Source organism: Rhizobium sp. NZLR11, assembly GCF_019685115.1.
Taxonomy (GTDB): domain Bacteria; phylum Pseudomonadota; class Alphaproteobacteria; order Rhizobiales; family Rhizobiaceae; genus Rhizobium.
Window position 1 is genome coordinate 1 of record NZ_JABDWD010000019.1, and the last position, 13,734, is coordinate 13,734.

Here is a 13,734-nt window from a genome sequence, read left to right on the forward strand (position 1 = left end):
TGACGCGCATGAAGAACTTGCCGGTATCGAGATCGTCGAACTGCGAGCTGTCGATGATGTTGCAGCCCTTGTCGGCCAGATAACTCGAAATCGCCGCCACGATGCCGCGCGTCGACTTGCAGGATACGGTGAGTACGACGTTTTTCATGCTGTCTTTTCCTTCACGAGATCAGGTGCCGAGGATGCGATCACGCCGAGCTTGTCAGCCCGGCGTGTCGGCGGTCTTCGAAGACATCGGTCGGCCGCTCAGATGTCGAGCGTGCTGTCGCGTTCCCACTGGGTGAAATGCGAGCAGTAGGCATTCCATTCCCGATGCTTGAGCTTCAGGTAGGCGGAGGAAAATTCTGCCCCCATCGCCTGCTTCAGGCCCTCGTCGGCATCGTAGGCGCGTAGCGCATCGAGCAGGTTGAGGGGCAGGCGCGGCGCGTCCTTCACCAGATGCCCCTCGGCATACATGTCGATATCGTAGTGGCGGCCGGGGTCTGCCTGACTGCGGATGCCGTTAAGGCCGGCGGCGATGATGATCGCCTGCAGCAGGTAGGGATTAACAGCCCCGTCCGGCAGGCGCAGCTCGAAACGTCCCGGTCCCGGCACGCGCACCATGTGGGTGCGGTTGTTGCCGGTCCAGGTCACGGTGTTCGGCGACCAGGTGGCGCCCGATGTGGTGCGCGGCGCGTTGATGCGCTTGTAGGAATTGACCGTCGGATTGGTGACCGCGGCAAGCGCAGAGGCATGTTTCATGATGCCGCCGAGGAACGTCTTACCCTGAGCCGAGAGCCCAAAGGCCATTTCCTTGTCGGCGAAGGCGTTGACCTTGCCATCGATGTCCCAAACCGAGATGTGGGCGTGGCAGCCATTTCCGGTCAGGCCCTTGAAGGGCTTCGGCATGAAGGTGGCGCGAAGGCCATGCTTTTCGGCGACCGACTTGACCATGAACTTGAAGAAGGAGTGCTTGTCTGCGGTCTGAAGCGCGTCGTCATATTCCCAGTTCATCTCGAACTGGCCGTTGGCATCCTCGTGGTCGTTCTGATAGGGCTTCCAGCCGAGCTCGAGCATGTAGTCGCAGATCTCGGCGATCACATCGTAGCGACGCATCACTGCCTGCTGATCGTAGCAGGGCTTTTCGGCGGTATCGAACTGGTCCGAAATCACCGAACCATCCGCAGAGATCAGAAAGAACTCGGGCTCCACACCGGTTTTTACCCGCAGCCCTTCTTTCGCAGCCTCAGCAACCAGCCTTTTCAAGAGCACACGTGGTGCCTGTTCGACAGGCTGATCGTCCATCACGCAGTCGGCTGCGACCCATGCGACGTCTTTCTTCCATGGGAGCTGGATGACGGAGGACGCATCGGGAACCGCGAACAGGTCGGGATGGGCCGGCGTCAGATCGAGCCAGGTTGCAAAGCCCGCGAAGCCGGCGCCGTCTTTCTGCATATCGGCAATGGCTTGCGCCGGGACCAGCTTGGCGCGTTGGCCGCCGAACAGGTCGGTGTAGCTGATCATGAAATATTTGATGCCTTTTTCGGAGGCGTATTGCGAGAGGTCCAGTGTCACGTTTGTCCCCTTGTATTGATCTTAGACACTTGATGATGAAGCCGGTCGCATCCTCCCAAACGCGCCCGGCCGGTGTTTTTTAGAAACCGGTCTTGCCGGGGATCCAGTTGGTGCCGGCGAGCGGCACTTGCGCCATGGCCGATGCCTCGATCGTCAATGCAACGAGGTCTTCCGGCTCGAGGTTATGCAGGTGGTTCTTGCCGCAGGCACGCGCGATCGTCTGCGCCTCGAGCGTCATGACCTTGAGATAGTTGGCAAGGCGGCGACCGGCCGCAATCGGGTCGAGGCGTTTTGCGAGCTCCGGATCCTGGGTGGTGATGCCGGCCGGATCCTTCCCTTCATGCCAGTCGTCATAGGCGCCGGCCGTCGTGCCGAGCTTTTGATATTCCTCTTCCCAGTGCGGATCATTATCGCCGATGGCGACGAGTGCCGCCGTGCCGATGGCGACCGCGTCGGCGCCGAGCGCCAGCGCCTTGGCGACGTCGGCGCCGGAACGGATGCCGCCCGAAACGATCAGCTGCACCTTGCGATGCATGCCGAGATCCTGCAGCGCCTGGACGGCCGGACGAATACAGGCGAGTGTCGGCATGCCGACATTCTCGATGAAGACGTCCTGCGTCGCCGCCGTGCCGCCCTGCATACCGTCGAGCACGACGACGTCGGCACCCGCCTTCACGGCAAGGGCGGTGTCGTAATAGGGACGCGCGCCACCGACCTTGACGTAGATCGGCTTTTCCCAATCGGTGATTTCGCGCAGCTCCATGATCTTGATTTCCAGATCATCGGGGCCGGTCCAGTCGGGATGGCGGCAGGCCGAGCGCTGGTCGATGCCCTTCGGCAGGTTGCGCATATTGGCAACGCGGTCGGAGATCTTCTGGCCGAGCAACATGCCCCCGCCGCCGGGTTTGGCGCCCTGGCCGACTACGACTTCGATGGCATCGGCGCGGCGCAGGTCTTTCGGGTTCATACCGTAGCGGGAGGGCAGATATTGGTAGACCAGCGTCTGCGAATGGCCGCGTTCCTCATCGGTCATGCCACCGTCGCCTGTCGTGGTCGAGGTGCCGGCGATGGTCGCACCGCGACCGAGCGCTTCCTTGGCATTGCCGGACAGCGCGCCGAAGCTCATGCCCGCAATGGTGATCGGCGTCTTGAGCGTGATCGGCTTCTTAGCGAAACGTGAGCCGAGGACGACTGTCGTGTCGCACTTTTCCCGATAACCTTCGAGCGGATAGCGCGAGATCGAGGCGCCGAGAAACAGCAGATCGTCGAAATGCGGAACCTTGCGCTTGGTGCCGGCACCGCGAATGTCATAGATACCGGTCGCCGCCGCGCGGCGGATTTCTGCAAGCGTATAGTCATCGAACGTCGCGGACTTGCGTGGCGGGGTATAAGGATTGTGATAGCTCATGGGTGTCCCTCGCTTCAGTACGCGTCGGCGTTGTCGATGTTGAAATTGTAGAGCTTGCGAGCCGAGCCGTAGCGCTTGAACTCTTCGGGCCTGACGTCAGTCACGCCTGCTTTGTCGAGCAACTCGGCAAGCTTTTCCAGATGCTCCGGCCTCATCTCTTTCTCGATGCAGTCGGAGCCGAGGCTCTTGACCTCGCCGCGGACAAAAAGCTTGGCTTCGTAGAGCGAATCCCCCAGCGCATCGCCGGCGTCGCCGAGCACGACGAGATGGCCGGACTGTCCCATGAAGGCCGACATGTGGCCGATGCTGCCGTGAACGACGATGTCGATGCCCTTCATCGAAATGCCGCAGCGCGACGCCGCATTGCCCTTGATGACGAGCAGGCCGCCGCGGCCGGTGGCACCGGCATACTGGCTGGCGTCGCCCTCGATGACGACAGTGCCCGACATCATGTTTTCGGCAACGCCCGGACCGGCCGAGCCATGAACCGTGACCCTGCCGCCGTCATTCATGCCGGCGCAGTAATAGCCAACCGATCCCTTAACGGCGACCGTGACGGGGCTGTCGATACCAACGGCAACGGAATGACTGCCGCGCGGGTTGATGACTTCGAATTCAGTGTCGTTGGCACCCTTGGAAAGGGCGTGCAGCGCGCTGTTCAGTTCGCGAAGAGGGGTGTTGGAAAGATCGAATGTCGGCATTGCATCCTCGTTGGTCCGGGAGACGGTTTGAGCCGCTCCTGCATTCAGGCGCCCCTCAGGCGGCCTTGTCGTGATCCCAGAAGTAAACGGTGGCCGGCTCCGGCTCCCAGACACGGGCGTTCTCGATGCCGGGAAGGTTGACCAGCGCGCGGTATTCCGAGCCGAAGGCGACATACTGGTCGGTCTCGGCCATGACGGCGGGCTTGCAAGCGATCGGGTCGCGCACCACCCCGAAGCCGGACTTGGTGCCGACGACGAAGGTGAAGAAGCCGTCGAGATCATCGAGCGCGCCGGTCAATGCCTGGCCGAGATCCTTGCCTTTGGCCATTTCGGCCGTCAGATAGGCGGCGGCGACTTCGGAATCGTTCTGCGTCTCGAAGGTCATGCCTTCACGAACCAGTTCGCGGCGCAGGTTGTTGTGGTTGGACAGCGAGCCGTTGTGCACCAGGCACTGGTCGGCGCCGGTCGAGAACGGATGGGCGCCGAGCGTGGTGACCGCGGATTCCGTCGCCATGCGGGTATGGCCAATGCCGTGGGTGCCGCTCATGGCGCGGACATCGAACCGCTTCACGACATCTTTCGGAAGACCGATTTCCTTGTAAATCTCGACGCTTTCGCCCGATCCCATCAGACGGACCGTCGGGCGGATCTCTTCGAGCGCCTTGCGCACGGTTCCAAGCTTGGAGGCATCAAGCTCGATGACCGCATGTGTGCTCTTGATCGACACGTCGGCTTTGATGCCGGCCTTCGCAAGGTCACCGGCGAGGCCTTCGAAGTCCACGCTGGGATTGGCGGACTGGATGGTAATTTTCGCTTTTCCCTCGGTGGAGCCGCCATAGATTGCGATGCCGGCTGAGTCCGGTCCGCGATCCGTCATGGTGATCAGCATATCCGAGAGCAGATTTCCCAGCTGAGGTTCAAGGCTCTTGTCCTTGAGGAACAATCCAACAATGCCGCACATAGCGTGTGCCTCCGTTCATGGTGAGAAAGGACTAGCAGGACTATTTGTCGACTTCAACTAGGAAGAATAAATTTTTCTTTTAAGGCAAGTCAGCTTCTGGAGTTCTGCTGTGGATAGCTGATGATCGAGAGGTATTTGCTCGGCAGTTCCACCAGTTGTTCCGGCCCATGCGGCGCATCGGCATCGAAGAACAGGCTGTCGCCCGGCTGCATCTGGAAAAGCTGATCGCCATGGCGGTAGATGACCTCGCCTTCGAGCATGTAGAGAAATTCCATGCCCTCGTGCTGGAAGGTTGGGAAGGTGTCGGAATCGGCCGTCAGGGTGATGAGATAGGGTTCGACGATGACGCCGCTGGTATTATTGTCGATATGGCCGAGCAGATTATATTGATGGCCGGCGCGCGTGCCGCGCCGTTCGAGCTCGATGCCCTGCCCCGCCTTGACGAAGACGGCATTGCGCGGTTCCTCAAAGCGGCGGAAAAAGGCGGTCATCGGCACGCCCAGCGCCCGCGACAGCGATTGCAGCGTCGTCAGCGACGGCGAGATGTTGCCGTTCTCGATCTTCGACAGCATGCCGAGCGAAATGCCGGTCGCGGCCGCCAGATCGGTGACCGTGATGCCGAGTTTCTTGCGGTAGGCGCGCACCTCATGGCCGATCGCCATTTCGAGGTTGTTTTCCTTCGGCTCGCGAACAGCGTGTGGATCCTGGGAAAAGGGAGCGCGTTCGCTCTGCGCCTGTTCCAGTTGCTTCGCCGCTTCAAGCTTGGATTTCATGCTGCCGCCTTCGCGTTGTTAAGAGGCAACCCTATCGCCCTAGTGAAATTTTCTCAACCGTGAAGAAAACCTATTCGCGCCGCGCCTCACGCGGCGCGATGCCGTAGACTGTGCGGAACATCCGGGAAAAGTGGCTAAGACTGGAAAAGCCGGTGGCGACAGCGATCTCCGAGACGGAAAGCGGGCTCTGCTTCAGCAGGCGATGGGCATGCTGCAGCCTGATCCTATGATACTGATCGAGGAAGCTGGTCTTAAGATGGGCGGAAAAGAGCCGGTCGAGATGGCGGACGGTGACGCCGGCGATGCGCGCCATGGCGGCGCGGTCGAGCGGCATCTCGATCGTCTCCTCCATCCGTTCGAGAACGCTGAGCAGACCGGGATGGTGGACGCCGTAGCGTTCGGCGAGCGACGCGCGCTGGGGGGCGGCGGGCTCGTTGACCTCTGTGTGAAGATACCAGTCGCTGACGCGGCGGGCAAAATCCGGTCCCATGCGCTCGGCGATCAGCACATGCATCATGTCGAGCGGCGCGATACCGCCGCCGCAGGTGATCCGGTTGCCGTCGATCATGAAGCGCGCCTGGCGCGGCGACAGATCGGGAAAAGCCTCGAGAAGGGCGGCCGCATGTTCCCAGTGGATGGTAAAATCGCGGCCGGCCAGCAGTCCGGCCGCGGCCATCAGATAGGGCCCGCCCGAAATGCCGCCGATCCTCACACCTTCGCGCGATAACTGCCGCAGACAGGCAAGCACGCCGGGATAACGCCAGTCGCGCGGCAAGCCGCCGGCGCAGACGAAGGCCGTGCCGAGGCCGGAACCCCTGGCCGGAAGCGGTTCTGCGGGCACGCTGACGCCCGAGGAGGAGCGCGCCGGCTCCCCGTCCGGCGAAAAGATCGACAGGCGATAGATTTCGCGCCCGGCCAGAAGGTTTGCCGCCCGCAACGGCTCGGTCGCCGAGGCATAGGACATCAGCGCGAATCCGGGGATCAGGATGAAGCCGATCTCCTGGACATTTTTACTATCGGTGGAGGACATGTCTCTTTTCTAACCATTCATGTCCTTATTGCGCAAGTCGATCGTGCTCTTTCTGGCATCATGCAGCGGTTCTTATCGGATTGACCCATGCGCTATTCCGCTCTTTCGATCTTTCTCAACGGCCTTCGCGGCAACAAAAGCTGGGCGCCCGCGTGGCGCGATCCGGCGCCGAAGCCGCATTACGACGTCATCATCGTCGGCGGCGGCGGTCACGGCCTTGCCACCGCCTATTATCTTGCCAAGGAATTCGGCATCACCAATGTCGCCGTCCTTGAAAAGGGGTATCTCGGCTCCGGCAACGTCGGCAGGAACACGACGATCATTCGCTCGAACTACCTGCTGCCCGGCAACAATCCCTTCTACGAACTGTCGATGAAGCTGTGGGAAGGCTTGGAGCAGGACTTCAACTTCAACGCCATGGTCTCGCAGCGCGGCGTCCTCAACCTCTTCCATTCCGACGCGCAGCGGGATGCCTATACGCGCCGCGGCAACGCCATGCGGCTGCACGGCGTCGATGCCGAGCTTCTCGACCGACAGGCGGTGCGCAAAAAACTGCCCTTCCTCGATTTCGACAATGCCCGTTTCCCGCTGATGGGCGCTTTGTACCAACCGCGCGGCGGCACGGTACGCCACGATGCGGTCGCCTGGGGTTATGCGCGCGGCGCCGACAGCCGCGGCGTCGATATTATCACCCAGTGCGAGGTGACCGGCATCCGCAGCGAAAACGGTAAGGTTACCGGCGTCGAGACCAGCAGGGGCTTCATCGGCTGCGGCAAGTTGGCGCTGGCGGCGGCCGGCAATTCCACCGTCGTCGCCGACATGGCCGGCCTTCGCCTGCCGATCGAAAGCCATGTGCTGCAGGCCTTCGTCTCCGAAGGGCTGAAACCCTTCATAGACAATGTCGTCACCTTCGGCGCCGGCCATTTCTACGTCTCCCAGTCGGACAAGGGCGGGCTCGTCTTCGGCGGCGATATCGACGGTTATAATTCCTATGCCCAGCGCGGCAATCTGGCCTCGGTCGAGCATGTCGCCGAAGCCGGGCTGGCGATGATCCCTTCCCTGTCGCGGGTGCGTTACCTGCGCTCATGGGGCGGGGTGATGGACATGAGCATGGATGGCTCGCCGATCATCGACCGCACCCATATCGACAATCTCTATCTCAATGCCGGCTGGTGTTACGGCGGCTTCAAGGCGACGCCCGCCTCCGGCTTCTGCTACGCCCATCTGATCGCCCGCAACACGCCGCATCAGACGGCCCGCGCCTTCCGGCTCGACCGGTTCGCCCGCGGCTATCCGATCGACGAAAAGGGCGTCGGCGCCCAGCCCAATCTGCACTGAGGACATTTGACGATGGCAAGCCTGATTTCATGTCCCCATTGCGGCGCCCGGCCCAAGGAGGAATTCTCGATCCGCGGCGATGCCGGCCTTATCAGACCGGCGCCGGATGCCGGCGTGGAGGCCTGGTTCGACTATGTCTATCTGCGCGACAATCCGCGTGGCAGCCACAGCGAATACTGGCACCATTCCTCTGGATGCCGCCGCTGGCTGATCGTCGAACGTGATACCGTCACCCATGTGGTTCATGGCGTCAGGGATGCCGCGCTTTCGAAGCTTGGCGGGGACCTGGCATGACGAGCTTCCGTCTTTCCTCCGGCGGGCGCATCGACCGCGCCACGACACTCGGCTTCACTTTCGACGGCAAGGCGCTCGCAGGCCATCCGGGTGATACGCTCGCCTCGGCGCTGCTTGCCAACGGCATCCAACTCGTCGGCCGCAGTTTCAAATACCACCGCCCGCGCGGTATCCTGACAGCCGGGGCTGCCGAACCGAACGCGCTGGTCACGACAGGCAGCGGCGGCCGAACCGAGCCCAATACGCGCGCGACGATGATCGAGCTTCACCAGGGGCTGGCGGCCAAGAGCCAGAACCGCTGGCCCTCGCTCGGTTTCGATGTCGGCGCCGTCAACGGGCTGCTCTCGCCCTTCCTCAGCGCCGGCTTCTACTACAAGACCTTCATGTGGCCGGCGGCGCTGTGGGAAAAGCTCTACGAGCCGGTGATCCGCAAAGCGGCGGGCCTCGGCAGAGCCTCCTATGAGGCCGATCCCGATGCCTACGAGAAATGCTGGGCGCATTGCGATCTGCTGGTGATCGGCGCCGGTGCTGCCGGCCTTGCCGCGGCACTCACCGCCGGCCGCGCCGGCGCCCGCGTCATCCTCGCCGACGAAGGGCCCGAACTCGGCGGCAGCCTGCTTTCCGATAGCGGCACGATCGAGGGCAAGCCGGCAGACATGCTTCTCGGCGAGCTGCTGGCAGAGCTGGAAGGGCTTTCGAATGTGCGCCGCCTGCCGCGCATGACCGTGTTCGGCTGGTACGACGATAATGTTTTCGGCGCCGTCGAACGGGTGCAGAAGCATGTGGCGATGCCCGATCCGGACCGTCCGGTCGAACGCTTGTGGCGCATCGTCGCCCGCCAGGCGATCCTGGCGACAGGCGCCGAGGAGCGGCCCCTGGTCTTCGGCGGCAACGATATTCCCGGCGTGATGATGGCCGGCGCCATGCGCAGCTATCTCAACCGGCAGGCAGTGGCCCCAGGCAAAAGCACGGTAATCTTCACCACCGACGATTCTGGTTACCGCACCGCCGCCGACCTTGAAGCCGCCGGCCTTCAGGTCGCGGCGATCGTCGACAGCCGCGCCGATGCGGGCAAGGGCTGGCAGGGCCGCGCCGAGGTGCTGAAGGGCGCCCGGGTGATCGACGCGTTTGGTGGCCAGCGCCTCAACGGCGTCAGCGTCGAAACCGCAAACGGCACCCGCCGCATCGACGCCGATGCGCTTGCCATGTCGGGCGGCTGGAGCCCGATCATCCATCTTGCCTGCCATCGCGGCGGCAAGCCGCAATGGTCGGACGAGACCGCGGCGTTTCTGGCGCCGGCCGGACAGGACGGTCTTGCCGTTGCCGGCTCGGCTGCCGGTCTTGCCGAAACCGCGGCCTGCCTCGGTGATGGCGCCGCAAAGGCAGCTGCCGCGTTGAAGGCGATTGGCTTCACAGCGGCGGAACCGGCCTTTGCCGTAGCTTCCGAGACGGTTGCCCCGGCAAAGCCGCTCTGGTCGGTCAAGGGTTCGAAGGGCAAGGCTTTCGTCGATTATCAGAACGACGTGCATCTCAAGGATCTCGGCCTTGCCGTGCGCGAAGGCTACGGCCATGTCGAGCTCGCCAAGCGTTATACGACGAGCGGCATGGCGACCGACCAGGGCAAGCTTTCCCACATCAACGCCATCGGCATCCTGGCCGAGGCGCGCGGCGTGTCGCCGGCCGAGGTGGGAACGACAACCTTCCGGCCCTTCTATACGCCGGTCTCCTTCGGTGCTTTGACCGGGACATCGCGCGGCAAACATTTCCAGCCGGGGCGCAAATCGCCGCTGCATGGCTGGGCTGAGAAGAACGGCGCGGTCTTCGTCGAAACCGGCCTCTGGTACCGTTCCTCCTGGTTCCCGCGCGCCGGCGAAACGACATGGCGCGACAGCGTCGATCGCGAAGTGCTGAACATCCGGAGGAATGCCGGCCTCTGCGACGTCTCGACCCTCGGCAAGATCGAAATCTTCGGCCGCGATGCCGCGGCCTTCCTCGACCGCATCTATTGCAACGGCTTCGCCAAGCTTGCCGTCGGCAAGGCGCGTTATGGCATCATGCTACGCGAGGACGGCTTCATCTATGACGACGGCACCACCAGCCGCTTCAGCGACGAGCATTTCTTCATGACGACGACGACGGCGCTTGCCGCCGGCGTGCTCACCCATCTCGAATTTTGCGCCCAGACGCTATGGCCGGAACTCGACGTCTGCTTCGCCTCGTCGACCGATCAATGGGCGCAGATGGCCGTTGCCGGGCCGAAGTCGCGCGCCATCCTTTCGGAGATCGTCGACGAGGATCTATCGGATGCGGCCTTCCCGTTCATGAGCGCCCGAAAGGTTTCGCTGTTCGGCGGCCGCCTCGAAGGCCGGCTCTTCCGCATCTCCTTCTCGGGCGAACTCGCCTACGAGCTTGCGGTGCCGGCCGGTTACGGCGAGGACGTTGCCGACGCGATCATGGCGGCGGGCGAGAAACACGGCATCTGCGCCTATGGCACCGAAGCGCTCGGCGTTCTGCGCATCGAGAAAGGCCATGTCACCCATGCCGAGATCAACGGCACGGTCACACCAGGCGATCTTGGCTTCGGCCGCATGGTGTCATCGACCAAGCCGGATTTCATCGGCAAGGCGATGCTCGCCCGCGAAGGCCTGCAGGACCCGGAACGGCCGCGCCTCGTCGGCGTCAAGCCGCTCAATCCGGCAAGCGGCTTTCGCACCGGCTCGCATATCCTTGTCGAGGCTGATGCAGCGACGCTCGAAAACGACCAGGGCTACGTCACATCAAGCGCATTCTCGCCGACGCTCGGCCATACGATCGGCCTGGCTCTGGTCAGGCGCGGGCCGGAGCGCATCGGTGAAAAGGTGACGGTCTGGAACGGCCTGCGCAACGAATATACCGATGCGGTGCTCTGCCATCCTGTCTTCGTCGATCCTGAAAACGAGAAGCTCCATGCTTGATCTTCCTCAGCACAGACCGGTTCTCGCCGGGGCAGCATATGCCGGTATCTCAGCGGCAGACATCCGGCTGGAAGCCTTGCCGGAAGGCCATCTGCTACACGTACTGGGCACGATCGAGCCGGCGGCACTTGCCGCCGAACTGGTCAAAGCCGGCTTTGCAAACAGTTCGATCCGCAAGGCCGGCTTCCGGCAATGGTTCGTCGCCGGCGACGAGCCGCTTACGCCCGCCGGTCTCGATACTCTTACGGCAGCGCTTGCCGGAAAAGCCTTCGTCATGGACCAAAGCCACGGACGTGTCCGCATCGGCGTTTCCGGCCGGTCTTCGCGGCTGCTTCTTGCAAAGGGCACCGCCGTCGATCTCGATCCTGCCATCTTCCCGGAAGGTCGTTCGGCGATGGCGATGGTCGGTCATCTCTCGGTGCAGATCGCCCGCACCGGCGATGACAGCTTCGAGCTGACGGTTCTGCGCAGCTTCGCCGAAAGTCTCTGGGACGAACTCACCCATATGGCGGCGAGTGCCGAAAAGGATGGCGGCGTATAAGGGCCGTCCTTCCCGCCAATACCGAGCGCATTGCATCTCTCTCCAGATGTCCGCGCAGCCCTGACCGCCGGCAGATTGACATGGCAATACCGGGTTCTTATGTTACATGTAACGCGGCAATGGAGTTCGTCATGGCAACGCCGGTCAACGAAAGAGTTCAAAAGCGCCGCGAGGCTTTGCGGGCCGCTGGACTGCGTCCCGTGCAAATATGGGTTCCGGATACCCGTCGCCCTGGTTTTGCCGACGAATGCCATCGTCAGTCCGTTCAGACAGCTCTTGCCGATGCAGGCGATCGCGATTTGCAGGATTTCCTCGATGCCGCTCTCGCCGACATGGACCATGATGGTGAAGCGTGAGGCGCGGTGACATCGTAACCGTTGCCATCACCGGCGATTTCGGCAAACCGCGTCCGGCGCTCATCATCCAGGCGGATCAGTTTGACGCAACCGGCACGGTTACCGTGCTGCCGATTTCCGGCACCCTCATCGACGCGCCGCTCATTCGGCCGACAATCGAGCCGACAGCGCTCAGCGGTTTGCGCAAAGCCTCGCAGGTGAAGGTGGACAAAAGCATGTCGGTGAAACGGGAACGAATTGGGCCGATAATCGGTCGCCTGGAAGACGATGCTCTCTTGGCAGTCACAAGATCGCTCGCCGTGTTTTTGGGTATCGCCTAACCGTAAATCCTAACTCGCTTTCCACCAGGCGGCGTCCGCCGATGGACTTCAAGCCGTTTCCCGCGCGGCGGCACCTATCCATTCGGGGCGTTCTGCGCCTTGCAGCTCTTCGATCGCATCGGCGGCAAAGCTCGGCACGACACCGGTCCACAGCAATGCGCCGTCGGGATTGGAATGGCCGTCGCCCTCGAGCTTGTAGATGCTCTCGACGATATATTGGCCGTCATTGTTCAGGCCCTTGATCTCGGAAATCTCGATCACCCGGCGTCTCCCGGTGCGCTTGAAACGGGCGATCTGCACGACGACGTCGACCGCCGAGGCGATTTGGGCGCGCAGCGGCCGGAGCGGCATGTCGATATCCGACATCAGCGCCAGCGTCTCCAGCCGGTGCAGGGAGTCGTAGGGCGTGTTCGCGTGAACCGTCGAAAGGCTGCCGCTATGGCCTGATGTCATCGCCTGGATCATATCCAGCGCCTCGCCGCCGCGGCACTCGCCGACGATGACGCGGTCGGGCCGCATGCGCAGCGATGAGCGGAACAGGTCGCGGATGCTGGCGCCGCCGCGGCCGAAACGGTCGGGCTTGGTGACTTCGAGATAGACGACGTGTTCCTTGCGGATCTGCAATTCGGACGTGTCTTCGATGACGATGATGCGCTCGTGGTCGGCAAAGGCCTCCGACAGCGCGTTCAGCATCGTCGTTTTGCCGGTGCCGGTGCCGCCGGAAATGATGACGTTCTTCTGCAGCCCGACGGCCGCCTGCAGCAGCGATAGCGACCCCTCGGTCAGGCTGCCCTGGGTGACGAGGTCGCGGATGCTGCGATGTTCTTTCAAAAAGCGGCGAATGGAGATGCAGAGCCCGGTGCGGGACGCGGGCGGCTGAATCATCTGCACGCGCGAGCCATCCGGCAAACGCGCTTCGACGCTCGGCTCCTCCGGCGTCAGTCGCTTGCCGGAGAATTGCGCGATGCTGCGCGCAGCCGATTCCAGGTCCTCGCGGCTGGCAAAACGCGTATCGGCGCGTTCGAGCTTGCCGCGCCTTTCGACGAAGATGTTGGATGTCCCATTGATCAGGATTTCGGAAACGCTCGGATCATCGAGCAGGAAGCGGATCGGGCCCAAGAGCTTGTCCAGTGCCCGGGTCAGGACCTGGAAGGTCGCCTGTTCGGCGGCGTCGTCGGAAACGGCCTTCATCAGAGCGGCATCCCCACAAGAACCGTGCTCATGCCGAACAATGTCGCCATCATCTGGACCGCGGTCGGAAAGAACATCATCAGTGGAATGAGGACCAATGCAAGTATCAAGATGCTGCTCATCGTTTCCATCGTTTTCTCTCCGGATCGACTAGCGGATCATACCCGCCATTGCAGGAAAGCTTAATCCAGATCGTCAAGCAACGCCATGGCCGCGTCGCGCTGAGACAGCCCAGATGACCCCTGCAGGCGCCTTCTTCTATCACCTTGAAAGAATTGACCAATTATGGAGCAGTAGACAAGTCGCCACAAGA

14 protein-coding genes are annotated in these 13,734 nt (G+C 62.5%); 6 read left to right on the forward strand and 8 right to left on the reverse strand.

Annotated features, from left to right (window positions below; all coding sequences use genetic code 11):
• The 7 genes from HJB83_RS26195 to HJB83_RS26225 form a co-directional block, all read right to left on the reverse strand.
• A partial coding sequence (locus HJB83_RS26195) for an ACT domain-containing protein (protein WP_164015810.1) occupies window positions 1–148 on the reverse strand: 148 nt, incomplete at its 3' end.
• Window positions 149–246: 98 nt separating this feature from the next.
• Window positions 247–1,554 carry a type III glutamate--ammonia ligase gene (glnT, locus tag HJB83_RS26200; RefSeq protein WP_207585328.1) on the reverse strand — a complete coding sequence of 436 codons (1,308 nt, stop codon included), beginning with the start codon at window positions 1,552–1,554 and terminating at the stop codon, window positions 247–249.
• A 79-nt stretch (window positions 1,555–1,633) separates the two neighbouring features.
• Window positions 1,634–2,962: an FMN-binding glutamate synthase family protein gene (locus HJB83_RS26205; protein WP_164015812.1), complete on the reverse strand. Its 1,329-nt coding sequence runs from the start codon at window positions 2,960–2,962 to the stop codon at window positions 1,634–1,636.
• Between the two features lie 14 nt (window positions 2,963–2,976).
• Window positions 2,977–3,663: a GXGXG domain-containing protein gene (locus tag HJB83_RS26210; RefSeq protein WP_207585329.1), complete on the reverse strand. Its 687-nt coding sequence runs from the start codon at window positions 3,661–3,663 to the stop codon at window positions 2,977–2,979.
• 55 nt (window positions 3,664–3,718) lie between these two features.
• Entirely contained in the window at window positions 3,719–4,624 is a 906-nt protein-coding gene (locus HJB83_RS26215) for a glutamine amidotransferase family protein (protein WP_221132915.1), read from the reverse strand.
• Between the two features lie 89 nt (window positions 4,625–4,713).
• Entirely contained in the window at window positions 4,714–5,397 is a 684-nt protein-coding gene (locus HJB83_RS26220) for a helix-turn-helix domain-containing protein (protein ID WP_207585331.1), read from the reverse strand.
• Window positions 5,398–5,467: 70 nt separating this feature from the next.
• Complete coding sequence (locus HJB83_RS26225) at window positions 5,468–6,427, reverse strand: GlxA family transcriptional regulator (protein ID WP_207585332.1); 960 nt, start codon at window positions 6,425–6,427, stop codon at window positions 5,468–5,470.
• Window positions 6,428–6,514: 87 nt separating this feature from the next.
• Here HJB83_RS26225 and HJB83_RS26230 point away from each other — a divergent pair, with 87 nt between their 5' ends.
• From HJB83_RS26230 to HJB83_RS26255, 6 genes are all read left to right on the forward strand, one after another.
• Window positions 6,515–7,765 carry a sarcosine oxidase subunit beta family protein gene (locus HJB83_RS26230; protein ID WP_207585333.1) on the forward strand — a complete coding sequence of 417 codons (1,251 nt, stop codon included), beginning with the start codon at window positions 6,515–6,517 and terminating at the stop codon, window positions 7,763–7,765.
• Between the two features lie 12 nt (window positions 7,766–7,777).
• The gene (locus HJB83_RS26235; protein WP_207585334.1) at window positions 7,778–8,059 is read left to right on the forward strand and encodes a sarcosine oxidase subunit delta; all 282 of its coding nucleotides are present in this window, start codon (window positions 7,778–7,780) and stop codon (window positions 8,057–8,059) included.
• Window positions 8,056–11,013, forward strand: a complete 2,958-nt coding sequence (locus HJB83_RS26240; RefSeq protein WP_207585335.1) for a sarcosine oxidase subunit alpha family protein — start codon at window positions 8,056–8,058, stop codon at window positions 11,011–11,013. Before HJB83_RS26235 ends, HJB83_RS26240 begins: the two co-directional genes overlap by 4 nt.
• A complete protein-coding gene (locus tag HJB83_RS26245) occupies window positions 11,006–11,554 on the forward strand; it encodes a sarcosine oxidase subunit gamma family protein (RefSeq protein ID WP_221115555.1) in 549 nt (182 codons plus the stop codon). The genes HJB83_RS26240 and HJB83_RS26245 overlap by 8 nt, the downstream gene beginning before the upstream one ends.
• A 131-nt stretch (window positions 11,555–11,685) precedes the next feature.
• Window positions 11,686–11,910: an antitoxin MazE family protein gene (locus HJB83_RS26250; RefSeq protein ID WP_207585337.1), complete on the forward strand. Its 225-nt coding sequence runs from the start codon at window positions 11,686–11,688 to the stop codon at window positions 11,908–11,910.
• On the forward strand, window positions 11,907–12,230 hold the full coding sequence (locus HJB83_RS26255; RefSeq protein ID WP_207585338.1) for a type II toxin-antitoxin system PemK/MazF family toxin: 324 nt from the start codon (window positions 11,907–11,909) through the stop codon (window positions 12,228–12,230). The genes HJB83_RS26250 and HJB83_RS26255 overlap by 4 nt, the downstream gene beginning before the upstream one ends.
• Window positions 12,231–12,278: 48 nt before the next feature.
• On the opposite strand, the gene HJB83_RS26260 is transcribed toward HJB83_RS26255, so the two are convergent.
• Entirely contained in the window at window positions 12,279–13,568 is a 1,290-nt protein-coding gene (locus tag HJB83_RS26260; RefSeq protein ID WP_246762889.1) for a CpaF family protein, read from the reverse strand.
• Window positions 13,569–13,734 lie beyond the last annotated feature (166 nt).

Excerpts from the sequence above, each read along its gene's own strand:
- HJB83_RS26205 (WP_164015812.1), bottom strand. The coding sequence starts at position 2,962 with ATGAGCTATCACAATCCTTATACCCCGCCACGCAAGTCCGCGACGTTC.
- HJB83_RS26210 (WP_207585329.1), bottom strand. The coding sequence starts at position 3,663 with ATGCCGACATTCGATCTTTCCAACACCCCTCTTCGCGAACTGAACAGC.
- HJB83_RS26215 (WP_221132915.1), bottom strand. The coding sequence starts at position 4,624 with ATGTGCGGCATTGTTGGATTGTTCCTCAAGGACAAGAGCCTTGAACCT.
- HJB83_RS26220 (WP_207585331.1), bottom strand. The coding sequence starts at position 5,397 with ATGAAATCCAAGCTTGAAGCGGCGAAGCAACTGGAACAGGCGCAGAGC.
- HJB83_RS26225 (WP_207585332.1), bottom strand. The coding sequence starts at position 6,427 with ATGTCCTCCACCGATAGTAAAAATGTCCAGGAGATCGGCTTCATCCTG.
- HJB83_RS26230 (WP_207585333.1), top strand. The coding sequence starts at position 6,515 with ATGCGCTATTCCGCTCTTTCGATCTTTCTCAACGGCCTTCGCGGCAAC.
- HJB83_RS26235 (WP_207585334.1), top strand. The coding sequence starts at position 7,778 with ATGGCAAGCCTGATTTCATGTCCCCATTGCGGCGCCCGGCCCAAGGAG.
- HJB83_RS26240 (WP_207585335.1), top strand. The coding sequence starts at position 8,056 with ATGACGAGCTTCCGTCTTTCCTCCGGCGGGCGCATCGACCGCGCCACG.
- HJB83_RS26245 (WP_221115555.1), top strand. The coding sequence starts at position 11,006 with ATGCTTGATCTTCCTCAGCACAGACCGGTTCTCGCCGGGGCAGCATAT.
- HJB83_RS26250 (WP_207585337.1), top strand. The coding sequence starts at position 11,686 with ATGGCAACGCCGGTCAACGAAAGAGTTCAAAAGCGCCGCGAGGCTTTG.